23 protein-coding genes are annotated in these 22,678 nt (G+C 70.8%); 17 read left to right on the top strand and 6 right to left on the bottom strand.

Translation table 11 applies throughout. From position 1 onward, the window contains the following. Positions 1-4: 4 nt before the first annotated feature. Positions 5-1,315 (top strand): FAD-binding oxidoreductase, encoded by a 1,311-nt coding sequence (locus AB0K82_RS37765; protein WP_364406446.1) that lies wholly within the window; start codon positions 5-7, stop codon positions 1,313-1,315. A gap of 144 nt (positions 1,316-1,459) precedes the next feature. On the opposite strand, the gene AB0K82_RS37770 is transcribed toward AB0K82_RS37765, so the two are convergent. Then, complete coding sequence (locus tag AB0K82_RS37770) at positions 1,460-2,368, bottom strand: LysR substrate-binding domain-containing protein (protein ID WP_364406449.1); 909 nt, start codon at positions 2,366-2,368, stop codon at positions 1,460-1,462. A gap of 73 nt (positions 2,369-2,441) precedes the next feature. Between AB0K82_RS37770 and ilvE the strand changes: the two genes are divergently transcribed. From ilvE to AB0K82_RS37815, 9 genes are all read left to right on the top strand, one after another. Beyond that, the gene (ilvE, locus tag AB0K82_RS37775; RefSeq protein ID WP_364406452.1) at positions 2,442-3,407 is read left to right on the top strand and encodes a branched-chain-amino-acid transaminase; all 966 of its coding nucleotides are present in this window, start codon (positions 2,442-2,444) and stop codon (positions 3,405-3,407) included. 53 nt (positions 3,408-3,460) lie between these two features. Further along, complete coding sequence (locus AB0K82_RS37780; RefSeq protein ID WP_364406454.1) at positions 3,461-3,835, top strand: cupin domain-containing protein; 375 nt, start codon at positions 3,461-3,463, stop codon at positions 3,833-3,835. Continuing rightward, positions 3,832-4,752: a zinc-binding dehydrogenase gene (locus tag AB0K82_RS37785; RefSeq protein ID WP_364406457.1), complete on the top strand. Its 921-nt coding sequence runs from the start codon at positions 3,832-3,834 to the stop codon at positions 4,750-4,752. The genes AB0K82_RS37780 and AB0K82_RS37785 overlap by 4 nt, the downstream gene beginning before the upstream one ends. Positions 4,753-4,855: 103 nt before the next feature. Beyond that, entirely contained in the window at positions 4,856-5,761 is a 906-nt protein-coding gene (locus AB0K82_RS37790; protein ID WP_364406460.1) for an ATP-binding cassette domain-containing protein, read from the top strand. Then, a complete protein-coding gene (locus AB0K82_RS37795; RefSeq protein WP_364406463.1) occupies positions 5,758-6,444 on the top strand; it encodes a hypothetical protein in 687 nt (228 codons plus the stop codon). The genes AB0K82_RS37790 and AB0K82_RS37795 overlap by 4 nt, the downstream gene beginning before the upstream one ends. Before the next feature lie 203 nt (positions 6,445-6,647). Then, positions 6,648-7,121 (top strand): MarR family transcriptional regulator, encoded by a 474-nt coding sequence (locus AB0K82_RS37800; protein ID WP_364406465.1) that lies wholly within the window; start codon positions 6,648-6,650, stop codon positions 7,119-7,121. Positions 7,122-7,141: 20 nt separating this feature from the next. After that, on the top strand, positions 7,142-8,893 hold the full coding sequence (locus tag AB0K82_RS37805) for an MFS transporter (RefSeq protein WP_364406467.1): 1,752 nt from the start codon (positions 7,142-7,144) through the stop codon (positions 8,891-8,893). 372 nt (positions 8,894-9,265) lie between these two features. Continuing rightward, complete coding sequence (locus AB0K82_RS37810) at positions 9,266-9,763, top strand: MarR family transcriptional regulator (protein WP_364406470.1); 498 nt, start codon at positions 9,266-9,268, stop codon at positions 9,761-9,763. Between the two features lie 139 nt (positions 9,764-9,902). Continuing rightward, a complete protein-coding gene (locus tag AB0K82_RS37815) occupies positions 9,903-10,751 on the top strand; it encodes an SMP-30/gluconolactonase/LRE family protein (protein WP_364406473.1) in 849 nt (282 codons plus the stop codon). Between the two features lie 77 nt (positions 10,752-10,828). Here AB0K82_RS37815 and AB0K82_RS37820 read toward each other — a convergent pair whose 3' ends face one another. Next, positions 10,829-11,683, bottom strand: coding sequence for an NAD(P)H-binding protein (locus AB0K82_RS37820; protein ID WP_364406476.1), 855 nt, complete (start codon positions 11,681-11,683; stop codon positions 10,829-10,831). A gap of 188 nt (positions 11,684-11,871) precedes the next feature. Here AB0K82_RS37820 and AB0K82_RS37825 point away from each other — a divergent pair, with 188 nt between their 5' ends. The 3 genes from AB0K82_RS37825 to AB0K82_RS37835 all read left to right on the top strand — a co-directional run bounded on the left by AB0K82_RS37825 (position 11,872) and on the right by AB0K82_RS37835 (position 14,409). Further along, complete coding sequence (locus tag AB0K82_RS37825) at positions 11,872-12,504, top strand: hypothetical protein (RefSeq protein WP_364406479.1); 633 nt, start codon at positions 11,872-11,874, stop codon at positions 12,502-12,504. A 103-nt stretch (positions 12,505-12,607) separates the two neighbouring features. Beyond that, complete coding sequence (locus tag AB0K82_RS37830) at positions 12,608-13,567, top strand: alpha/beta hydrolase (protein WP_364406482.1); 960 nt, start codon at positions 12,608-12,610, stop codon at positions 13,565-13,567. Beyond that, positions 13,564-14,409 carry an alpha/beta hydrolase gene (locus AB0K82_RS37835; RefSeq protein WP_364406485.1) on the top strand — a complete coding sequence of 282 codons (846 nt, stop codon included), beginning with the start codon at positions 13,564-13,566 and terminating at the stop codon, positions 14,407-14,409. Before AB0K82_RS37830 ends, AB0K82_RS37835 begins: the two co-directional genes overlap by 4 nt. Before the next feature lie 21 nt (positions 14,410-14,430). Here AB0K82_RS37835 and AB0K82_RS37840 read toward each other — a convergent pair whose 3' ends face one another. Further along, on the bottom strand, positions 14,431-15,792 hold the full coding sequence (locus AB0K82_RS37840) for an MFS transporter (RefSeq protein ID WP_364406487.1): 1,362 nt from the start codon (positions 15,790-15,792) through the stop codon (positions 14,431-14,433). 34 nt (positions 15,793-15,826) lie between these two features. Further along, positions 15,827-16,618 carry a glycerophosphodiester phosphodiesterase gene (locus AB0K82_RS37845; protein ID WP_364406490.1) on the bottom strand — a complete coding sequence of 264 codons (792 nt, stop codon included), beginning with the start codon at positions 16,616-16,618 and terminating at the stop codon, positions 15,827-15,829. A 242-nt stretch (positions 16,619-16,860) separates the two neighbouring features. Here AB0K82_RS37845 and AB0K82_RS37850 point away from each other — a divergent pair, with 242 nt between their 5' ends. Beyond that, positions 16,861-17,073 (top strand): EF-hand domain-containing protein, encoded by a 213-nt coding sequence (locus AB0K82_RS37850; protein ID WP_364406493.1) that lies wholly within the window; start codon positions 16,861-16,863, stop codon positions 17,071-17,073. Positions 17,074-17,209: 136 nt separating this feature from the next. Further along, positions 17,210-17,899 (top strand): GntR family transcriptional regulator, encoded by a 690-nt coding sequence (locus AB0K82_RS37855; protein WP_364406496.1) that lies wholly within the window; start codon positions 17,210-17,212, stop codon positions 17,897-17,899. A gap of 438 nt (positions 17,900-18,337) precedes the next feature. Here the strand turns inward: AB0K82_RS37855 and AB0K82_RS37860 are convergent, their stop codons facing one another. Beyond that, positions 18,338-19,954 carry an ATP-binding cassette domain-containing protein gene (locus AB0K82_RS37860; RefSeq protein ID WP_364406499.1) on the bottom strand — a complete coding sequence of 539 codons (1,617 nt, stop codon included), beginning with the start codon at positions 19,952-19,954 and terminating at the stop codon, positions 18,338-18,340. A gap of 161 nt (positions 19,955-20,115) precedes the next feature. Here AB0K82_RS37860 and AB0K82_RS37865 point away from each other — a divergent pair, with 161 nt between their 5' ends. Next, a complete protein-coding gene (locus tag AB0K82_RS37865; RefSeq protein WP_364406502.1) occupies positions 20,116-20,727 on the top strand; it encodes a TetR/AcrR family transcriptional regulator in 612 nt (203 codons plus the stop codon). 215 nt (positions 20,728-20,942) lie between these two features. Here AB0K82_RS37865 and AB0K82_RS37870 read toward each other — a convergent pair whose 3' ends face one another. Beyond that, entirely contained in the window at positions 20,943-21,617 is a 675-nt protein-coding gene (locus AB0K82_RS37870) for a TetR/AcrR family transcriptional regulator C-terminal domain-containing protein (protein ID WP_364406505.1), read from the bottom strand. Between the two features lie 136 nt (positions 21,618-21,753). On the opposite strand from AB0K82_RS37870, the gene AB0K82_RS37875 reads away from it, so the two are divergent. Next, a complete protein-coding gene (locus tag AB0K82_RS37875) occupies positions 21,754-22,578 on the top strand; it encodes a MerR family transcriptional regulator (protein WP_364406506.1) in 825 nt (274 codons plus the stop codon). Positions 22,579-22,678: the final 100 nt, after the last annotated feature.

Below are 22,678 nucleotides of genomic sequence, written 5' to 3' on the forward strand. Positions count from 1 at the left end.
GACGATGACGATCAACGATCTGCGCGGTGTCCTCAAGGGGCGCGTGCTCCTGGCCGATGATGACGGCTTTGAACAGGCGGCCACCGCGTGGAATCTGACCGTCAGGCAGCCGGTGGCGGCCGTGGTGGAGGCCGCGGATGCCGATGACGTGGCGGCGCTCGTGCGTTACGCGCGGCGGGCGGGGATGACGGTGACCGCGCAGCCGAGCGGGCATGGCGCCTCCGGTGATGTGGAAGGCCTGATCCTGTTGCGTACCGGCCTGCTGAACGAGGTGGAGGTACGCGCGAAGGAGCGCGTGGTCCGGGTGGGCGCGGGCGTCAAGTGGGGGCAGGTGCTGGCCGCGGCCGGTCCGCTGGGTCTGACCGGCCTGTCCGGCAGCGCGCCGGGGGTCAGCGTGACCGGCTACACCCTGGGCGGCGGGGTCGGCTGGTTCAGCCGTAAGTACGGCTTCGCCTCCGACAGCGTGCGGGCCATCGACATCGTGGACGCCGATGGCGAGCCGGGCCGAGTGACCGCCGAGTCCGATCCCGAGCTGTTCTGGGCGCTGCGCGGCGGTGGCGGGGACTTCGCGGTGGTGACCGCCCTCGAACTCGAGCTGTATCCCGTGCCGGTCCTGTACGGCGGGCGCGTGATCTGGCCGGAGCACCGGGCCAGGGAGGTGTACGACGCGTTCCTGGAGATCACCGCCGAGGCGCCGCGTGAACTCAGTGTCTGGATCAACCGGCTCCAGCCCCCCGGCGCGCCGCCGATGGTGACGCTGGATCTGGCCTACCTGGGTGAGGCGGCTCAGGGGGAGGACCTGCTGGTGCGCATCGACAAGATCGATGGCGCGATCTCCGACAGCCGCGGCGTCGTCCCGGTCGCCGACCTGGGTGACATCACCGCCGAGCCCACCGATCCGGCCCCATTCATCGCTCGTGCGGAGCTGCTCACCGGCCTGGACGCGGACGCGGTGGAGCTCCTGCTGGCCAAGCCGGTAGAACCGCTCATCAACGTGCAGATCAGGCACCTGGGCGGGGCGCTCGCCGAGCCGGGCGGCGGGGCCGGTGCGAGCGGCGCGGTGGCTGAGCCGTACCTGTTCGGCCTGCTGGGACTTGGCCTGCCGCACGCGGCCGATGCGACGCGCGCCAGGCAGGCCGAGGTCGTGGCCGACCTGGAGGCCTACATCAGCGGCCGCAAGCCGTACACCCTGCTGTCCCCCGGTGACACGGCGGCGAAGTCCTTCTCCGACAGCGCGCTCGCGCGGCTGCGGGAGATCAAGCGGGCCCGTGACCCGCACAACGTGTTCCGCGCGAACTACCCGGTGCTCGGATAGGCGGGTTCCCGGCAGGTCACGGCCCCTCCACCCACCGGGGCGGCGGGGCCGCACCGAACCCGCGTCAAGGGGTCTGCGGGCACCTCTCCAGACGATCTTCAATGAACGACGATCTGCGCGCGGTTCCCACTCTGCGAGGACCGATCAGAGCCCGAGTTCTTCGGCGACCCGGCGCAGGTGGTCGATCATGGCCGTCGCCGACGGCAGCCGGTACGGGCCCGCGGGCGTGGCCGCCGAGACCGTACGAGTCAGCGCGGGGTCGCTCAGTGGACGTATGGCGAGGTCCGACGGGATCGCCGGCAGAGTGAGAGACGGTGCCAGGGCGACTCCGAGGCCGGCGGCGACGAGTCCCCGTACGGTCATCTGGTCGTCGGTGCGGAACGCGATCCGCGGTTCGAACCCGGCCTTCCGGCAGGCACGCGGCAGGACGTCGATCGTCGAACCGTGGTGCACACCCTGGATCCACCGGTCCTCCGCCAGATCGGTGAGACGGAGGTGTTCTCGGCCCGTCAGCCGATGGTCGGGTGGAAGGGCGATGTGCAGGGGATCCACGAGCAGCGGACTGACCTCGACGCTCGGCGGGATCCGCAAGGGCACCACCGGGAACTCGTACACGAGGGCGAGATCCAGTTCGTGCGCGGCGACCGCCGCCGTCGCCTCGTCGGTATCGATCTCGACCAGCTCGAGCTCCACCTGCGGGTACTGCCGCTGGAACGCGCGCACGGCGCGAGGCATCAGCGTCGCGTTGGCCGTCGTGAAGGACCCGAGCCGCAACCGGCCTCCGACACCGTGCGCGATCGCGGCCAGCGATGTCTCGGCCGCCCGCAGCTCGGCGAGGATCACGTCCGTGTGACGGATCAGGGCCCACCCGGCCTCGGTGAGCCGTACGCCGCGAGCATGCCTTTCGAGGAGCCGGGTGCCCGCCTCCCGCTCCAGCACGGTGATCTGCTGGGAGACCGCGGAGACGGTGAACGACATGGCCGCCGCGGCACCGGTCAGCGAGCCGTGCCGGGCCACCTCGCGAAGCACCCGGAGTCGCGCGAGATCGAGCATACGGCAATGCTAAAGCCTGTCTTAAGGAACCTTCGATTGTGCTGAACCCTTGGTCGACCTAGATTCCGGACGTATGAGTCAACAGGTGGTGAAACCGGAGGACATGGCGTTCGGCACGCCGTACCCCTGGGTCTTCATCGACGGCGCGTTAGTGCCGGCGGAGAAGGCCCGGCTCAGCGTGCTCGCGAACGTGGTCTCCTACGGCACCGGAATTTTCGACGGGATCCGCGCCTACTGGAACGCGGCGCACCGGGAGCTGTACCTGCTGGAGGCCACGGCGCACTACGAGCGGATGCGGCGATCCGCCCGCATCCTGGGCCTGGACCTGGCCGTCGCCGACCCGGTGTCGGCCACGGTGGAACTGCTGCGCCGCAACGGCGTGCGAGGCGACGCGTACGTGCGGCCGCTGCTGTTCCTCGCCGGTGAGCAGCTCGCGGTCCGGATGCACGACTCCGGGACGCGATTCTGCGTCGCGGCGACCCCCGTGCCCGGGGACTACATCGATCCGTGCGGGGTCCGCTGCATGGTCAGCAGCTGGCGGCGCGCTTCGGACGTCGCCCTGCCGAACCGCGCCAAGGTGATCGGCGGCTATGTCGGCCCGGCTCTCGCGAAGTCCGAGGCGATCAGGAACGGCTTCGACGAGGCGATCCTGCTGACCGGTGACGGGTACGTCGCCGAGGCGACGACCTCGAACATCCTCATCCGCACCGGAACCGAGTGGGCCACCCCGCCGGTCACCGACGACATCCTCGAGGGCATCACCCGCCGTCAGGCCATGGACCTGCTCGGCGAGCGGTTCGGGATCGTGGTCACCGAACGCCGGATCCAACGCTCGGAGCTGTACGCCTGCGACGAGGCGCTGCTCTGCGGCACCGCGGCCGCGGTCGTCCCGGTCGTCGAGGTGGACGGCCGTCCGGTCGGCACCGGCGGTCCCGGTGAGACGACGGTGACGCTGCGGCGCGACCTTCAGGCGATCGCCCGCCGCGAGGACCACCGCCACCACGAATGGACGACACCCGTCTACGAGGAGCCGACATGAGCGAGCGAATCGATAACACGGCGTCTGGTCACTCCGCCGACGAAGGAGGGCGCATGAGCGCGCTGAAAGACCTTGGCTCGATCCCGCCGTTGCCCATCTGGCCGGGCGTGATCGCCCGGGTGGTCCAGGGCGCCCGCATCACCCTGTCCGTGGTCGAGTTGCCCCCCGGAGGCGTCGTGCCCGAGCACCGGCACGAGAACGAGCAGATCGGAGTGTGCGTCACCGGATCGCTGACGTTCCGGGTCGGCGAGGAGAAACGCGACATCGGCCCCGGAGGGACCTGGCGCATCCTCGCCGACGTCCCGCATGAGGTCGAGACCGGACCCGACGGCGCGGTCGTCATCGAGGTCTTCTCCCCGGTCCGGGACGACTGGAACGCCATCGAGCCCGCGCCGGAGGCGTCGCCACGATGGCCGGCCGACGCATGAGAGCGCTCGTCGCGACCGGCGACGCCGACCTCGTCGGCTTCGCCCAGGTCCCCATGCCCGCCGCGGGCCAGGACGAGGTGCTGGTCGACGTGCGGGCCGTCTCGGTCAATCGCGGCGAACTGCATCGGATCCTGGACGCCGTTCCCGGATGGCGGCCGGGCTGGGACTTCGCCGGCGTGATCGCGGGAGAGGCGGCCTCGGGTGCCGGACCGCCCACCGGCACGCGCGTGTTCGGCATCGCGCACGGGCAGAGCTGGGCCGAACACCTCGCTGTTCCGCTGCGGCAGCTCGCGGTCATCCCGAACGGCGTCTCCTGGGAACAGGCGGCGGCCCTGCCGACCGCGGCGCTGACGGCGCTGCGGATGCTCCGGCTCGCCGGCGACCTTTACGGTCGCACCGTACTGGTGACGGGCGCGGCCGGTGGAGTGGGGCGGTTCGCCGTTCAGCTGGCACGGGCGGCCGGTGCGAAGGTCACCGGCATCGTCGGGCGGCCCGACCGCGCGTACGGGCTCGACGCGCTGGGCGCCGACGACGTCCACGTCGGAATGGGCGGCGTCACGCCCGGATTCGACCTGATCCTCGAGTCGGCCGGAGGTGACTCGCTCGCCCAGGCGTTCACGCTCGTCGCCCCCGGCGGAATGATCGTGTGCTTCGGTAACTCCGCACGGGCGACAACGCGGTTCTCGGTCAGCGACTTCTACCCCAAACAGGCGATTCTCCGCGGATATTACGTGCTCGATGCCCTCGACGACGATCCTCCCTCGGACGATCTCAGCGACCTGGTCGCCCAATACGCACTCGGTACGCTGCGGGCCGGGATCGCCACCGTCGTGGACTGGCGAGAGGCGGGGGCGGCGCTGAAAGGCCTGTGCGCACGCCGGCTGCCGGGCAAGACCGTGCTACGGGTATCGGCATGACGTTCGACCCGGTGACCGAAGCCCTCGCCGGCGCGTGGCCGGCGAGGGCGACGGCCGGGTGATCGCCTTGACGGCGTTATGGCTAACCGTTATCTATTATCCGGTGCGGGCGATCACGATCCAGGGACTCACCAAGCGGTACGGCGACCGGCTCGTCGTCGACGGACTGGAATTCACCGTCGAGCAGGGCTCGTTGGTCGGCTTCCTGGGTCCGAACGGAGCGGGCAAGACGACCACGCTTCGCATGCTGCTCGGCCTGGTCAGGCCGACGTCCGGCCGGGCCCTGGCGTACGGCCGCCCGTACCGCGACCTGCCCGAACCGGCGCGCGTGATCGGCGCGGTGGTCGAGACGATGACCGCTCATCCCCGCCGCACCGCGCGCCATCACCTGCGGATGCTGGGCCTGCGCATTGGCGTCGGCGCCCGTCGGGTCGACACGGTCCTCGAACTCGTCGGCCTCGCCGACGCGGCCGACCGGCGCGCCGGCGGCTTCTCGCTCGGCATGCGGCAGCGGCTCGCGCTGGCCGCGGCGCTGCTCGGTGATCCGGGGGTGCTCGTGCTGGACGAGCCGGCCAACGGACTCGACCCGGAGGGCATCCACTGGCTGCGAGGGTTCCTGCGGGCGCAGGCCGCGGAGGGGCGCACGGTGCTGGTGTCCAGCCACCAACTGGCGGAGGTGGAGCACACCGTCGATCAGGTGGTCATCGTCGCCCGGGGACGCCTGGTCGCGGCCGGTCCGCTCGACGCGTTGCGGGCGCGGGCGTCCGGGCGGCTCCACGTACGCTCGCCCCAGGCCGAACGGCTCGCCGCGCTGATGACCGCCGCCGGGGCGGCCGTGCGGATGACCGAGCGCGACCGTCTGGAGGGCCCGCCGGGGTGGTCGGAGTACGTCGGCCTGCTGTCCGCCGAGCACCGGATCCCGCTGTTCGAGCTACGTGAGGACGCCCCCGGCCTGGAAGAGGTCTTCTTCCGGCTCACCGGTGCGGGCGGCATCGAGGAGGCACCGTGATCCGGATGGTGCGGGCCGAGCTGTACTCGCTGCGGACGACGCCGGGCCCCTGGCTGACGTTGCTCGCGGTCGGCCTCGCTCAGCTCTTCGCCGTGTTCGTCATCGGGATGCAGGGTGATCCCGCGGCGACCTGGGACGGCCTCGGCCCGTCCGCCGGAGCGCTGACCGGCTATCCGATGCTGTTGCTGGGCGTGATGGCGGCCACCCATGAGCACCGGTTCCGGACGATCGTCCCGGTCCTTCTGACGACGCCCGGACGGTACCGGGTCCTGACGGCCAAGGCGGCGTCCCTGGCCGTGGTGGCCGCGCTCGCCGCGGCCGTGTCGCAGACCTTCTGGCTGGGCGCCGCGGTCGCGCGGCACGGCGGACCCGCCATGCGCACCGGGCACCCGGCCGACCTCGCGCGCTTGTACGCGATCACGGTCGGCGGGGTGGTGCTTCTGGCGCTGTTCGGGGTCGCGCTCGGCGCCATCCTGCGGAACGCCGCGACGGCGTTCGTGATCCTGCCGGTCGGCGCCATCATCGAGGCGATCGTCCCGCTGACGCGGTACCACGGTCCGTTCACCGGCGGGCTCGCGGCCTTCGGCCCGAACGGCGGACCCGGGACGCCGTTCCTGCTCGGCTGGACGGTCGTCGCCCTCGCGCTCGCCGCCATCGCCGTGGCGCGGGACATCACGGACTGACCGGGCACCGGGTGGGCCGGGCGCGATGCGTCCGGCCCACGTCGGAGAAGGTCGGCTCGGCGTGCCGTAGCCGTCGTTGCCGAGGCCGGTCGCGGTCTGGGCCTGGCGCCGGGGGTCGTCTGGTCCCGGCCCGTTGGCCAGTACAGGACAGGCATCTCGGTACACATAGTTAAAAACAACTTATTAAGTTAGCGTTAGCAACTATGTCGGAGATCGACGCGTCGGCTGCGGACGCGGACGCGGACGAGGTGGACGCGAGCGAGATCGCGGCGGCGCTGCGCCTGAGCGTGGGGCGGATCGCCCGGAAGATGCGGCAGGCCAAGGGATCCGTGGGCGGCCTGGCGCTCTCCGAGATATCGCCGCTGGCCAGGCTCGACCGGGAAGGTCCGAGTTCACCGAGCGCGCTCGCCGCCGCCGAGGGCGTACGGCCCCAGGCCATGGCGGCCACCCTGGCCGCCTTGGAGGAACGCGGCCTCGTCGACCGGAGCCCGGACGAGAGCGACGGCCGCCGGGCGGTGATGACGATCACCGAGGCGGGCCGTGGACTGGTCGCCGATCGGCGCTCGGAATCCATACGACACCTGGCCGCCGTCATCGACGCGGAGTTCACGCCGGCCGAGCGGCGGGCGCTCCTTCCGGTGCTTCCTCTGCTCGACCGACTGGCGGAACGGCTGTGACGGACGGAGACGAGAGACGGATGGGTTCTGTGGACGACCGCGAGCGCGCCCACGAGGAGAACGGGCGCTATAAGTGGGTGGCGCTGTCCAACACGACGATGGGCGTGCTCATCGCGACCATCGACTCCTCGATCGTGATCATCTCCCTGCCCGCGATCTTCCGCGGCATCGGACTGGACCCGCTCGCACCCGGCAACATCGGCTACCTGCTGTGGATGATCCTCGGCTATCTGCTGGTCTCGGCCGTGCTGGTGGTCGCGCTGGGCCGACTGGGCGACATGTTCGGCCGCGTCCGGATGTACAACGCCGGTTTCGCGATCTTCGCCGCGGCCTCGATCGCCCTCTCCCTCGATCCGTTCAGGGGCGGCGGCGGCGCCCTGTGGCTCATCGGCTTCCGGATCGTGCAGGCCGTCGGCGGCTCGATGCTCACCGCGAACTCCGCCGCCATCCTCACGGACGCCTTCCCTGCCCGACAGCGCGGCATGGCGCTCGGCATCAACCAGATCACCGCGCTCGCGGGCCAGTTCATCGGGCTCCTCGCCGGAGGCCTGCTGGCGGCCATCGACTGGCGGGCGGTGTTCTGGGTGAGCGTGCCGATCGGCGTGGCCGGCACGGCATGGTCGTACCGCAGCCTGCGTGAGATCGGCTCTCGCCGGCCCGGCCGCATCGACTGGGTCGGGAACCTGACCTTCACCTCCGGCGCGGGTGCCCTCCTCGTCGGCATCACCTACGGCATCCAGCCGTACGGCGGCCACTCGACCGGGTGGACGAACCCGTACGTGCTCGGCGCGCTGGGCGGGGGCCTGGCGCTGCTCGTCATCTTCTGCGTCACGGAGACCCGGATCAGGGAACCGATGTTCGAGCTCGGGCTGTTCCGCATCCGTGCGTTCGCCGCGGGCAACCTGGCGGCGCTGCTCATCGCGATCGCCCGCGGCGGCCTGCAGTTCACGCTGATCATGTGGCTGCAGGGCATGTGGTTGCCCCTGCGCGGTTACGACTTCGAACGCACTCCGCTGTGGGCCGGCATCTTCATGCTCCCGCTGACGATCGGGTTCCTCCTGGGCGGGCCGATCTCCGGCTGGCTGTCCGACCGTTTCGGCGCGCGGCTGTTCGCCACGACCGGGCTGCTCGTGGTGGCCGCGGCCTTCGTCGGCCTTCTCCTTCTGCCGGTCGACTTCCCGTATCCCGCGTTCGCGGCCATGTTGTTGCTCAGCGGCCTCGGACAGGGAATGTTCGCGGCGCCCAACACCTCCGCGATCATGGGCAGTGTCCCGCCGGACCAGCGCGGAGTCGCCTCCGGCATGCGTTCGACGTTCCAGAACTCCGGCACCGCCCTGTCGATCGGCCTGTCCTTCTCGCTCATGATCACCGGTCTCGCCGGCTCGCTCCCCGGCGCGCTCGACAGCGGCCTGCGGGCGCACGGCGTGCCGGCGGGCACGGCGGCCCAGGCGGCGAACCTGCCGCCGGTCAGCAGCCTGTTCGCCACCTTCCTCGGCAACAACCCGATCGGCCATCTGCTCGCGCCGAGCGGAGTCCTGCGCACCCTGCCCGCCGGCGACGTCCACACCCTCACCGGCACCCGGTTCTTCCCGACCCTGGTGACCGGTCCGTTCCACCACGGCCTCGTCACCGTCTTCACCGTGGCCACGGCCCTGGCCCTGGTCGGCGCGCTGGCCTCCGCACTGCGCGGCCGGCACCGGCGCACCGCCCCGAGCGCGGGACCCGACGCGCGGAAGGGGGAGCAGACCAGGTCCGGAGCGCGCTCCTCCTGAGCGACGTCCAGGCACGGTCTGAGGGTCACACCACGCGCTGATCCCGTCGTGGCATCCCCCTGGTACGAGGCGTGCGCGGCCGCGCCGCCGAGCACCTACCGGCCCGCCCCCAGGAGAGATGGGAGTCCCGGTGAGGGACCCGCAGCAGCTGCCGTACGGTCCGGCGTTAGATCCGAACGCGGGCGATGACGGGCAGACGGATCCGAGCCGGCCGAATCCGCCTGGCGGGACAGCACCGACAGCACCAACCAGGAGGGGGAGAAGGTCTACTGCGCCGCGGTCGCCCTGGTCGCCCTCGCCGGGTGCGCTAGCATCGTTAAGATCTCATCAAATACGTCGGACATATCATATCGGGCTAGGAGGATGTCGACCATGGCGTCCACCACTGGCGAGGACGCCGGCTCGGCGCGAGATCGACGGCGAACGACCAGCGCGATCAAAGAGTCTCTGCGCGAGTTGAGCATTCAGCTGTCACTGCTCAACCATCAGATCTGCGACCACGTCGATATCAAGGACGTCGACCTCTTCTGTCTCGACCTGCTCAACCGGCACGGGCCGATGAGCCCCAGCGTCCTCGCCCGCCGTGCCGGCCTGCACCCCGCCACGATGACCGGCATCCTGGACCGGCTTCAACGAGGTGGCTGGGCCGTCCGCCGGCGCGACCCGGACGCGGTCGACCGCCGCGCCGTGACCGTGTACCCCCTGCGCGACCGCGTCCCGGAGCTGTTCGAGCTCTATTCCGGGATGAGCACCTCGATGGACCGGATCTGCGCGGAGTACACCGACGGCGAACTCCAGACGCTTGCCGACTTCCTGCGTCGTGCCACCGACGCCGGCCAACAGGCGACCGAGCAACTGGCCGCCGACTGAGTCACCGGAAGATCGCACACCGGCGGTCTTCGAACACTACGAGTACGGCGAGCGGCAACGGGGCGCGAGCGCGTCGCACGTCGAGCCGGGAAATGGGAGGGCCATGTCATCCGCGGATGTCGTCGGAGAAGTCAGCACCGTGAAGTCGTTCGACTTCGGTGCTCGGGAAACGCCGGAGAACATCGTCGTGCTGAAGGACGGCACCATCTGCACGACCCTGTTGGCGGCCGGAACCGTCTGGCGTTCGACGGCCGGTGCGGAGCGGGTCGTCCAACAGTCCGACGACGTCATGGCGGTCGGGCTCGCGTCGGACGCGGACGATCGGCTCTATGTCGCCGTGCGCAGCGGTGAGGAGGCCGTGGCGGGAATCTGGAGAAGCGACGCCGCCGGGCGCTGGGCTCGGTTCGCCGCCGCCAGAGCCGGCGCGGGGCTCAACGGCATCACGTTCGACGATGAGGGCACTCTGTTCGCCGCGGATTCCGTGAACGGAGAGATCCTTTACCTGCCTCGCGGCCACGATGATCTGCGGCTTTGGCTGGCCGATGACCGCCTGAAGCCGACGTCGTTCGACGACCCCGTCTCGGGAACAGGGGTGAACGGCATCAAGTTCGTTGATGGAAGTCTCTATGCCACGAATACGGCGCAGGCCACCGTACTCCGCATCGAAGTGCAGGCCGGTCGGCCGTCCAAGATCACCGAGGTGCATTCAGGTGTGCCCGCGGACGACTTCGCCTTCGACGCTCTTGGGAACATCTATCTCGCGGTGCATCCGGAGAACACCGTCCAGCGGATCGCCCCCGATGGGGCGGTGACCGTTCTCGCGACGGCCGACGATGGCCTCGACGGGCCGACGGCCATCGCCATCGTCGAAGGGGGCATTCTCGTGACGAACCTCGGCATGCTGGGGACCAGGCACGCACCCAGTCTTCTCCGGCTCTCCATGGAAGTGGGCGCGCCCGTACTGCCCAGGCCGAAGCTCTCTTCCTGAGGACCGCCGCCGAGACCCTGCTCCGGGGTGCGCGGCACGGGGTCGTGGTGTTCTCCTCGGCCCCGGCCGGGGCGTCATCAGCCCTGGAAGGCGGCGGCATGGTCGGCGGCCCATTCGGCGTACGTGCGGGCGGGGCGGCCGAGGATCCTCGCCACCTCGTCGGTGACGGTCTCGGCCGGTCCGGCGCCCCGGGCGTACCTCGCCATCAGGGCCTCGGCGAAGGGGCGCGGGAGGCCCCGCTCGACCAGGCCTCGCGCGAACGCCTCCGGAGGGATCTCCGCATAGCGCAGCGGCCGTCCGATCACCTCGCCGATTACGGTGACGAGCGCGGCGTGGGAGAGGGACCGTGGGCCGGTGAGACGAAGCCGGCGGCCCGCCAGGCCGGCGCCGAGCAGCGCGCAGGCGCCGACCTCCGCGACGTCCCGCTCGTCGATCAAAGGCTCGGCGAAGGCCGCGTACGGGCCTCGCACCACGTCACCGGCCCGGACCTGGGGCGCCCACGTACGGAGGGTGTTGACGGCGAAGGAGGCGGCCCGCAGGCTCACCCACTCCAGGCCGCTCGCGACGGCGGCGTCCTCGGCCTCCTTGTTCCGGTCGCCCTGGAAGCGGGAGGGCTGCCGCGCGGGATCGTCGTCCACGTTGATGGCCGAGAGCACCACGACCCGCTCGACGCCCCGCTCCCGGGCGAACGCCAGCAGATCGGCGGCGGCCTCCCCGGCGGCCCGGGGGTGCAGGAACACGGAGGTGGCCCCCTCGAGGTGCGGGACGACCGTGCCGGGCCGTGAGGGGTCGCCCGCGACGGCCTCGACGCCCGCCGGCAGGCCGGCGGTCCGCGGGGCGCGAGTGACGGCGCGGACCTTGGCGCCCTCCCGAACGAGCAGGTCGATCAGTGGGCGTCCGATGGTGCCGGTCGCTCCGGTCACAAGAATCATGATCAGTTCTTTCCGTGTGAGATGCCGTGGTCCGGGCCGTCGCACGCGATCCGCCGGGTTTCGGATATCGCTCGACGACCTCCCGCTCGCCGAAGTTACATCAGTTTCATATCATATGAAAGTCATACTCGCTGGACGTGTCGCGTCTCCGATGTGCGGTGATCGCCCGGACGGTGGAAGCTGTGGCCATGGGATTCGCGGCTGATGAGGCACCGAAGGCGGGGTATCGGCGGTCGGCGGGGTCGCCGCGTGGCGAGGCCAGGCGCCGGGAACTGCTCGAGCGTGTCACCGAGGACGTCGCCGCGAACGGGCTCGTGGACTTCTCGCTGCGACGCGCGGCGCGGGCGGCCGGTACGACGCACAAGGTGCTGCTCTACCACTTCGACGGCGTCGAGGACCTGCTCCGCCAGGTCGTCTTCAAGCTTCGCGCGAGGCGGATCGACAACGCGATGGCCGCCGCGCGCGAGGCGGCGGGTCACGAGACCCTGGCGGCGCGGATCCGCGCCGTGTGGCCCACCCTCCTGAACGAGGAATCGCGGCTGAGCCGGGTGCTCGACCAGGCCATCGGCCTGGCCATGTACGACCCCGAGCGCCATTCCGACCTCGCCCGGGAGGCGTCCCGGCAGTACCTGCCCGTCCTGGAGTCCCTCTGCCCGGAGCGGTGGTCCGATCGGCGGCGGCGTGAGGTCGCCGAGATGGTCCTCGCCACGTTGCGCGGCTTCCTGCTGGAGCGGCTGACCACCGGTGACGCCCCCGGTGTCGCCGCGGGATTCGAGGCGCTGATCCGCATGCTGGAGCTCGAAGAGGCCGCCGGCGAATAGCCGCCGCCCGCCCGGGCCTCGGAGGCGGACCCGCCGTGGACAGTATGTGAACCGCGTGGTTCACTTGGCCCCGTTGATCCAGTCCATCCGACGGGGGGTCGGGATGCGGGTTTCCGCGAAGCGGGAGAAGGTTCGTTTCATCAGCGGCGGCACCGAGTGCGTCGCATGGCACTATCCGGGCCGCAACGGCGCCTGCGTGATCATGGCGGCCGGCGGTGCCGTGACCAAAGAGCCGGGCACCGATCCGTTCGCCGGGCCCTTCCACGAGGCGGGGTTCAGTGTGCTGGCCTTCGACTACCGCCGGCTCGGGGAGAGCGGAGGGCGGCCGCGCCAGGTCCTGCGGATGGGGGAGCAACTCGCCGACTGGCGGGCCGCGATCCGCTTCGCCGCCACACTGCCCGAGGTCGTTCCGGACAGAATCGCCATCTGGGGGTTCTCGCTGTCGGGCGGTCACATCTTCCGGGCCGCGGCCGGCGAGCCGCGGGTGGCGGCGGCGATCGCGCAGATGCCGCTCGCCGACGGCCTGGACGCCACGCCCAAGGCGGGACGCCACCAGAGGCCGCCGGCGATGCTGCGGTTCACCGGCCGGAGCCTCCTCGATGCCGTGGGCGGTCTCTTCGGCCGGCCCCCGCTGCTGGTGCCGCTCGCCGGCGAGCCGGGGACCATCGCGATGCTCACCACTCCGGACGGTCAGGACGGAGACCGGGCGCTCAATCCGGGCAACCGCCATCCGGACTGGCCGCAGGTGATCGCCGCCCGCTCGGCGCTTCGCATCACGCTGTACCGGCCCGGCCGGCACGCCTCCCGGGTGCGCTGCCCGCTGCTGGTCGTGGTGTGCGAGCAGGACCAGACCGCTCCACCCGGCCCCGCGATCCGCGCGGCGCGGCGAGCGCCCAGGGGCGAGCTGGTCCGTCTGCCCGGCGGGCACTATGCCCCGTTCCTGGACGCGCACGAGCAGGCCGTCGACGCCGAGCTCTCCTTCCTTCGCCGGCACCTGCTCGACCGCGCGGAGCCGGAACGCCGCACCTCGGAGTCCGCGCCGCCCCGAACGGGGCGGGCATGAGGACCGTCGAGCTGTCCGCCGGAACGATCGAGTACGAGGACACCGGCGGCGACGGTCCGACCGTCGTGCTGCTGCACGGGCTGCTGATGGACGCCTCGCTGTGGGACGGGCCGGTCGCGGAGCTGTCCCCGGACCACCGCTGTGTGGCGCCGACGCTGCCGCTCGGGGCGCACCGTCACGCGATGCGCCCCGACGCCGACCTCTCACCGCACGGGCTGGCCCGGCTGGTCGGGGAGTTCCTCGACCGTCTCGACCTGCGCGACGTCACCCTGGTCGGCAACGACACCGGCGGCGCGCTCGTCCAGCTCCTCCTGGCCGAGGGCGCCGGACGCGTCGGACGGGTCGTCCTGGCCTCATGCGACGCGTTCGACAACTTCCCGCCGGGTCTGACGGGCCGGACGCTGCTGCTCGCCGGGCGGCTCCCGCCTCGCCTGTTCGGGCTGTTCATGCAGCAGATGCGGCTTCGCCCGGTCCGGCGGCTCCCGCTCGCGTTCGGGTGGCTCACCAAACGAGGAGACGCCGCGACCGCCCGCTGGATGAGACCCCTCCTGACTCGGCCGGACATCCGCCGCGACACCGTACGGATCCTGCGCGCGGCGGCGGCGGACACCGGATTCCTGCTCACCGCGGCCGAACGCCTGCCGGACTTCGACCGTCCCGCCCTGGTGGTCTGGGCGAGCGCGGACCGGGTGATGCCGCCCGAGCACGGCCGCCGCCTCGCCGGCCTGCTCCGCGGACGGCTGGCCGAGGTGGAGGACACCTACACCCTCATCCCCCTCGACCAGCCGACGAGACTGGCCCGGCTCATCCGGGAGTTCACGCACGCGCCGCGTACCGGATGAGCGGTCCGCGGACGGCGAGCCTCAGAGTCGCCGGGGGAGGGGGTTCCCCGACTCCCGTACGCCGCGGGGCACGTCCACGGTGACCAGCAGCGCGAAGCCGACCACGAAGAAGATCACCAGCGAGACCAGGGCGGTGCGGTAGCTGTCGGTCCACTGCAAGGCCGCGGCGAACACCAGCGGCCCCAGCCAGCTGGTCCCCTTGTCGCTGATCACGTAGAAGCCGAAGTACTCCGCCGCGCGGTCGCGCGGCAGCAGGTGGGAGAACAGCGACCGCGACAGCGCCTGCGTGCCGCCCAGGACGACACCGATGGCGGCGGCCAGCGCGAGGAACTCCGCCGCCGACCCGCGCCGCAGCCCGTACGCGGCCAGCACGACGGCCGTCCACAGGACCAGGGAGGTCAGCACGACCCGCTTGGCGCCGTACCGCCGGGCGAGCCGGCCCAGCAGCAGCGACCCGCCGCAGGCGACGAACTGCACCAGCAGCACCGCCGCGATCACGTCCGTCTGGCCGAGCTTCAGCTCCTCGGTCGCGAACGTCGCCGACATCGTGATCACCGTCTGCACGCCGTCGTTGTAGACCAGGAACGCCAGGAGGAACAGCAGCGCGACCGGCCGGCCGCGCATGTCCCGCAGCGTGCCGGCCAGCCGGCCGAACGCGGAGCGCACGGCCGCGGGCAGCGGTTCGGCGGCGGGCGTGCGGCGCCGGTCGCGCAGCGCGCGCAGGGGGATGAGGGTGAACGCCGCCCACCAGACCCCGGCCGAGGCCAGGCTGATGCGCACCGCCTCGCCCTTGGTCACCCCGAAGGCGTCGTGCGCCAGGAACAGCACGAGGTCGAGCACGAGCAGCAGCCCGCCGCCGAGATAGCCCAGGCCCCAGCCGCGCGAGGACACCGCGTCGCGTTCGTCCGGAGCGGCGATGTCGGGCAGGAACGCGTTGTAGACGACGGTGGAGGCGCCCAGCGCCAGGTTGCCGACCACGAACAGCGCTACGCCGAGCAGGTACCGCCCGCCGCCGACGAAGTACAGGCCCATGGTGGCGAACGCCCCGACGTAGGCGAACGCTCCGAGCAGCGCCCGCTTGCGTCCGGTGTGGTCGGCCAGCGCGCCCGCCAGAGGCAGGACGAGCACCTGCAGGACCACCGACAGCGTGACGGCGAGGGGGTAGACCGCCTTGGCCCGGAGGTCGGCGCCCAGCGGGTGTACGAACCCGTCGGCGTCGGCCGCGGCCTTGGCGATGTCGCTGAGGTAGGGCCCCAGGAACACCGCCACGACGGTGGTGTCGAAGGCGGAGTTGGCCCAGTCGTAGAAGTACCAGCCGCGCTGTTCGCGCCGGCGGTCGCCGGGGGTCGTCTCGACGGGGGTGCCGACGGGCGCCAGGCCCACGCGTCCTCCTCGGCCGCCCGGGGGATGTCCGGCGTCAGGCCGACGCGGCGGCCCACTGCGCGCGGGCGGTCATGACGTCGCGCAGCGCCTCGATCTCATCGGTGATGATGCCATCGACGCCGAGGTCGAGGAGGCGTTCCATCTCCACCGGGTCGTTGACCGTCCAGACGTGCACCTGCAGGCCGAGCCGGTGCGCGGTCCGCAGGAACGCCTCGGTGACCAGCGGGGTCCGGCCGACGCGCCGGGGGACCTGGGCGCACGGCACGCCGAGTTCGGCCAGGCGCACCAGGCAGCCGAGCGGGCCGCCGACGGATCGGGCGCGCAGCGTGGCGACGCCCAGCGGGCTCAGCGCGGTGCACACGTCCCGGCCGGACAGCAGGCGCATGCGGGCGCGTACGTGCCGGAGGCGGCGGTGGGAGAAGGAGGTGACGCACACCCGGTCCCAGGCGCGGGCCCGGTGCAGGACCTCGGTGAGCGGGCCGATGGCGTTCTCGGCCTTGACGTCGATGTTGAGGCGCGCGCCGGGCCAGGCGTCGAGGATCTCCTCCAGCCGGGGGATGGGCTCCCGGCCGGCGATGCGCGCCTTGGCGACCTCGGCGTGGCCGAGCCGGGCGATCGGGCCGGTGCGGTCGGTGACCCGGTCGAGGGTCGCGTCGTGGAAGGCGACCAGGACGCCGTCGGCGGTGGCGCGCACGTCGGTCTCCAAATAGCGGTAGCCCAGCTCGATGGCGCGTTCGAAGGCGGCCATGGAGTTCTCACGGCCGTCGAGGGATCCGCCGCGGTGTGCGAAGGGGATCGGGCCGGGATGGTCGAGATATGCGTACACGGATGCACCTGTCGTACTAGGGGCGGCTGGAGCTGCTCCTGCTCTCCACAGTAGTGACCTTACTACGTAAAGGCGGTCGCCTGATCAACCAGCGATCTATCCCGTGCGACGGAGCCCGAACCCACCGACACGACGCCCGTCAACCGCCAATCCACCCCAAGCCGGGCGTTCCTTCCACTAGGTTGTCTCGCGTCGTGGCTCGGGAGAGCCGTCGTAACCCTCACGTGGGAAGGCCGGGGATCATGCCGGACACCAGCACCTATGCGGCGACGTTCGAGATCGTCGATGTCAACAAGGACGGGCGTGTCTCGGCGTCCGAGCTCAAGCAGCTCATGAAGGCCCTCGGGGAGGACATCACCGACGAGGCGGCGGCCGAGGTCGTCCGCCGGATGGACTCCGACGGCGACGGCGAGATCTCGCTGGAGGAGTTCGCCGCCTACATGTCCAACGGCTGACCGGTCTCCGGGCCCGCGGGCCCGGCCGCGACGTCCGCGGAAGCCCGCGGGAGGCCGGCGCGTCGAAGGCACGGGGGCGTCGGCTCGTGCGCGGGGGCGGCCGCCGAGCCCGGCGGATTTGATACGATAGGATATCGTGAACAAGCAGGAGCGGGCGTACCAGATCATCGGCGAACGGATCCTCAACGGCACGTACGGTCCGGGCTACCGCCTGGTCATCGACGCGCTCGCCGAGGAGCTGGGCGTCAGTCCCCTCCCCGTCCGGGAGGCCATCCGGCGCCTCGAAGCCGAAGGCCTGGTCATCTACCAGCCGAACGCCGGCGCCCGCGTGGCCCCGGCCGACCCGGACCAGTACGAGAACGCGCTGACCGTCCTGGCGGTGCTGGAGGGGTACGCCACCGCCCTGGCCGCCCCGCACATCCGGTCGGCCGACCTCAAGCGCCTCGGTGAGATCGATGACCGGATGGTGGCCTGCATGGACACCCTCGACTCGCTGAACTTCGGCCGGTTGAACCATGAGTTCCACCAGGTCATCTACAACCGCTGCCCGAACGCCGCGCTGGTCGAGGCGCTGCGCGACACCACGCGCAAACTCGACGTGATCCGGCGGACCGTCTTCACCCAGATCCCGTACCGAGGCTGGAAGTCGATCGAGGAGCACCGGGCGCTCGCCCGCCTGATCGAGAGCGGGGCTCCGGCCGCCGAGATCGAGGCCGCCGCCCGGCAGCACAAGCTGAAGACGGTCGAGGCCTTCCGCGCCTGGGACAACGACTCCGGCACCAGCGCGTCCGCCGGAGCCTCGGGCGAGACCCCGGCGGAGCGCTGAGCGCCGCTCAGCCCACGCCGAACCGCCCGGCCCGCCTGGCTCGGCGGCCAGGCCGACGTCGCCCTCCAGTGGCGCCTCGGCTCGCCGGTTCTGCCAGGGCTGCATCGGCCGCTGGATGGCCACCATGGCGAAGCGTCTGGGCAGGCAGGCGTCCGGCGATGACGCCCGAGCAGGTCCGGCACGCCCGCGCCCTACTGGCTCAACCGGACGCGACGATCGCCTCGATCGCCCGGCTGCCTGGCGTGAGGCGGGCGACATCTACAAGTACGTCCCCGAGCTCAAGACCGACCACCGCCCCCAACTCGAGCCCGGTGTCGAAGTCGGACGCGCCGGGTTGCCCGCCGGCCGACCGCGCCGATCTCTACCTTGCCTTTCACCGGAGCTTCGGAGGTTGAAGACCAGGTAGGTGCCGCTCGCCTGCGGTCACCTTGCCCTGTGCTACGGCTTTGGTTGCCTGCGGTCGCGTGAGACTCGACCTTCGTGCCAGATCGGGATGGGGTTCTCCTGGACGTGGCCGTCGGCACGGAAGACCAGATAGCGATCGAAGTCGGCGGCGAACCAGCGGTCGTGGGTAACGGCCAGTACCGTGCCGGCGTATTCCTCCAGGGCGTCTTGCAGTGCTTGGGCGCTGGCCAGATCGAGGTTGTCGGTTGGCTCGTCCAGGAGCAGCAGCGTGCAGCCGGACAGTTCCAAGAGCAGGATCTGCAGCCGGGCCTGTTGCCCGCCGGACAGGGTCTCGAACCGCTGGCGTCCGGCGGGTGCGAGTTCATAGCGCGCCAGCGCACGCATCGCGTCGTTCAGGGCGCACGCGTGCTCGGTCATGATGATCTCTGCGGGGGTTCGCCCGTGCAGGTCAGGGCGGGCGTGGGTCTGGACGAAGTGTCCGGGAGCAACGCGAGCGCCGAGCCGGGCCAGGCCGTGATGCGGCACATCGGGGGATGGTAGGCCAGCGAGAAGGCGCAGGAACTGCGACTTGCCGGAGCCGTTGGAGCCGAGCACCGCGATGCGTTCGCCGTACCAGACTTCCAGGTCGAACGGTTTCATCAGGCCGGTCAGCTCGAGGCCTTCGCAGATGATCGCTCGTTTGCCGGTCCGGCCACCGCGCAGCCGCATCCGGATCCGTTGCTCCCGCGGGGGGCTTTGCGGGGGGCCGGCTTCTTCGAACCGGGCCAGCCGGGTTCGTGCCGCCTGGTACGCCGACGCCACCGCGTCGTTGTTCGCCGACCGTTGCCGGAGCGTGTGCACGAGGTGTCGCAGGCGGGCGTGTTCTTCGTCCCAGCGGCGCCGGCGTTCGTCGAGCCGGGCGGTCCGGTCACGTCGTGCGTCGGCGTAGGTTGCGAACCCTCCGCCGTGAACCCAGACGGTGCGGGCTTCCACGGTGATGATGCGGTCGGCCACCTGAGCTAGCAGCCACCGGTCGTGGGAGACCAGCAGCACGGTTTTGGTGGTGGTCCGCAGTCGTTCTTCCAGCCATTCCTTGCCCGGCACGTCCAGGTAGTTGTCAGGTTCGTCCAGGAGCAGGACCTGGTCCGGGCCGCGCAGCAGCGCTTCCAGCATCAGCCGTTTCTGTTCCCCGCCCGAGAGGGTGTCGGCCCTGCGGTCGCGCACCTGGTCGTAGGGAAGACCGAGTGCGGCGGTGGTGCAGGCGGCCCAGACGACCTCGATGTCGTATCCGCCGGCGTCGGTGTAGTCGTTGATCGCCTCGGCGTAGGCGAGTTGGCTGGTCTCGTCCTGTCCCAGGGCTGCCTCGGCCACCTTCACGGCCGCAGCGGCCGTGCGTATCCGGTCGGGGGCCACCGACAGCAGGAGCTGGGTGATCGTGTTGTCGCCTGCCATGAACTGCCGCATCACCCCCAGTCCACCCGAGTGGGTGACGGTGCCGGCGAACGACGGTAGCTCTCCCGCGATCAGCCGTAGCAGGGTCGTCTTGCCCGCTCCGTTCGGTCCGACCAGCGCCGCCTTGGCACCCTCGCCGACGCGAAAGGAGACCTCATCGAGCAGAGGCCGCCCGTCCGGCAGGACATGGGTCAACCCGCTCACCTCGATATGTCCCATGCGGACCTCCCCTCGTGCATCGATCCGGTACCGGATCGTTGGTCCAGTGTTCGTACAACGTACTAGACTTACGGGTCATGGCAAGGAGTGAGGCAGGACCCATCTGGTTCCGGGACGCGCGGACACGGCGCGAGGGGCCCCCACTGAGCCGGGAGCGCATCGTGACCGAGGCGGTGGCCCTGCTGGATGAAGAAGGCATCGACCGGCTCACGATGCGCCGCCTCGCTGAGCGGCTCGGCACCGGCTCCACCACGCTGTACTGGCATGTGAAGACCAAGGACGACGTGCTCGACCTGGCGCTGGACACGGTGTTCGGGCAGGCTCGGATACCGGGGGCTCTGTCTGGGGATTGGCGTGCGGACGTCACCGCGCTGGTCGGTGAATGGCGGGCGGCGATGCTGCGTCACCCGTGGAGCGCCACCCTGCTGGGCCGGCCGCTCATGGGTCCGAACGTGCTGGAGCGCACCGAGTTCCTGCACGCGGCACTCGTACGGGCCGGACTCGCGGGCCCGGAACTGATCGCGGCCGCCTACGGTCTGGCCAACTATGTCATCGGGTCAACGATGATGCAGACCGCCTGGCAGGGACGCGACGAGGCGGCCGCCCGGCGAGCCGCCGACGACCACCTGCAGCAGCGACGCGACCGATATCCGACCTTGGCAGAGCACGGCCACGTCAGCGGAAACGACTGGGACGCCACCTTCGCCCACGGCCTGACCTACCTGCTCGACGGCATCGCCACCCGGCTGTCCGCCGCACACCCGGAGCAGTGAACACGCAGCTCATGCCGTCGTCGATGAGAAGCGTCGATCTTACTATGTAAAGGCCGAGGCCTGGTGGTGATGATCAACCGCTGACCTGTGCCGACTGTGAGTCTTCATTCGACGTCGGCGGCACGCGCAGGCTGGAAGCCGTTCAGCATCGCGGCGAGGCCGAGTTCGAAGTGGTCGTCGGGTTCGGTGACGTCGGCGGCCTCGGCCAGCACGTTTTAACCGGGATCGCCGGGGTGGGGCTTTCGGCTGCGGGCGGCGGCCCCGAGCCGCAGTACGGCGACGCTCTGGGCGTGCCCGAGGGTGTACTCGCGCAGGCAGCGGATGATCTGGAGGCTGCGGCCGGCCGGAAAGCCCGCATCCCGCAACTTGTTGATCATATTGACGCCTGTGTCGATCGAGGTCCGGGACCGGATCGGCCGTGTCGCGAAGATGGTGACGGCGTTCGGGTGACGAAGAAGCGCGTCACGGAGGCGGCGGCAGTACTCCCACGACACCTCCCGCCAGGTGCCCTCCCAGGGCAGCGAGGCGACGTCGAGTTCGTCGAAGATCGCTTCGGCGATGGCGTCGAAGAGCGCCTCCTGGTCCTTGATGTGGCGGTAGACGGCCATCGGATCGACGCTGAGCGCGGCGCCGAGCCTGCGCATGGAGAACTTCGCCAGGCCGTCGGCGTCGATGAGGGCCAAGGCCGCGGCGACGATGGATCCCCGGGTGAGCGGCGCCCTGGCCGATCGCCGCGGCGGCGTGTCGCCCGTACGGTCATGGTGTCGTGCCAGGCGTGGCGGAAGAACTCGCTCGTCTCCAGCAGCCGTTGGATCGCGGGGGAGCGGGCGGCCAGGTCGCCGAGCCGGGCCTCGGCGCGGAACTCCGCTTCGGTTGTGAGACGTCCGCAAGCCGGATGAACGCTCTACTTTGCGGCTGGTGACACGGACCCGAGCGGAGGGCCTTTCAACGTACGTTCATGCCCGTCCAACGGTCCAAGCCGCCCTTGACCCTGCCACAGTGTGAGGGCCGACACTCGAGAGCATCATGTTCACCATCGGAGACTTCGCCAGGCACGGCCGTGTTTCGATCCGCATGCTCAGGCACTACGACGCCATAGGTCTGCTGCGCCCCGCGCACGTGGACCAGTCCAGCGGCTACCGCTTCTACAAGGCGGCACAGCTGTCCCGCCTCAACCGGGTCGTCGCACTGAAGGGCCTCGGCTTCACGCTGCAGGAGGTGCGGACGATCCTCGACGAGGACGTCGGCACCGAGGAGTTGCGCGGGATGCTGCGGCTGCGACGTGCCGAACTGGAAACAGCCCTTGCGGAGGCGGCATCGAGCCTGGTCCAGGTCGAGGCGAGGCTCCGATCGATCGAGAACGAGGGTTCCATGCCGCAGGAAGACGTCGTCATCAGGCAACTGCCCGCCATCCGTCTGGCCGAGCTGAGCGGAACGACTGCAAGCTTCAGCCCCGACGACACCGGCCCGCTCATCGGCCGGCTGTTCGACGAGCTGTGCCGACGACTCGACTCTGCCGGAATTGCTCCGACCGGCCCCCGCACCGTCTACTTCGAGACCTCCCGGGAAGGCGACCACGGGATCGTCGTGCACGCCGGCCTCCCCGTTCCCCCAGCAGTCATCGGGGGCCCGGACTTCCAGGTCGTCTCGCTGCCCCCCGTCGAGCGTGCCGCCACGATCGTGCATCGCGGCATGATCCATGGCTTTTTGAGCACCAGCCAGCAACTGGTCCGCTGGGTCGACGCGCACGGCTACCGATTCGACGGGCACGCGCGGGAGGTCACGCTCAACTCCTCGGAGAATCCGGACGAGTGGGTGGCCGAGCTGCAGGCGCCGGTCGTCACGACCTGACCTCGGTTCCCACCACGTCGCCACCGGCAGGCCGGCGCCCCAAGCCGCTGGTGCCTGGGCTGGTACGTCCCAGGCCGATCAGGGCGATCTACGCGGCGGT

It is taken from the genome of Actinoallomurus sp. NPDC052274, assembly GCF_040679475.1.
In the GTDB taxonomy this organism is placed as follows: domain Bacteria; phylum Actinomycetota; class Actinomycetes; order Streptosporangiales; family Streptosporangiaceae; genus Actinoallomurus; species Actinoallomurus liliacearum.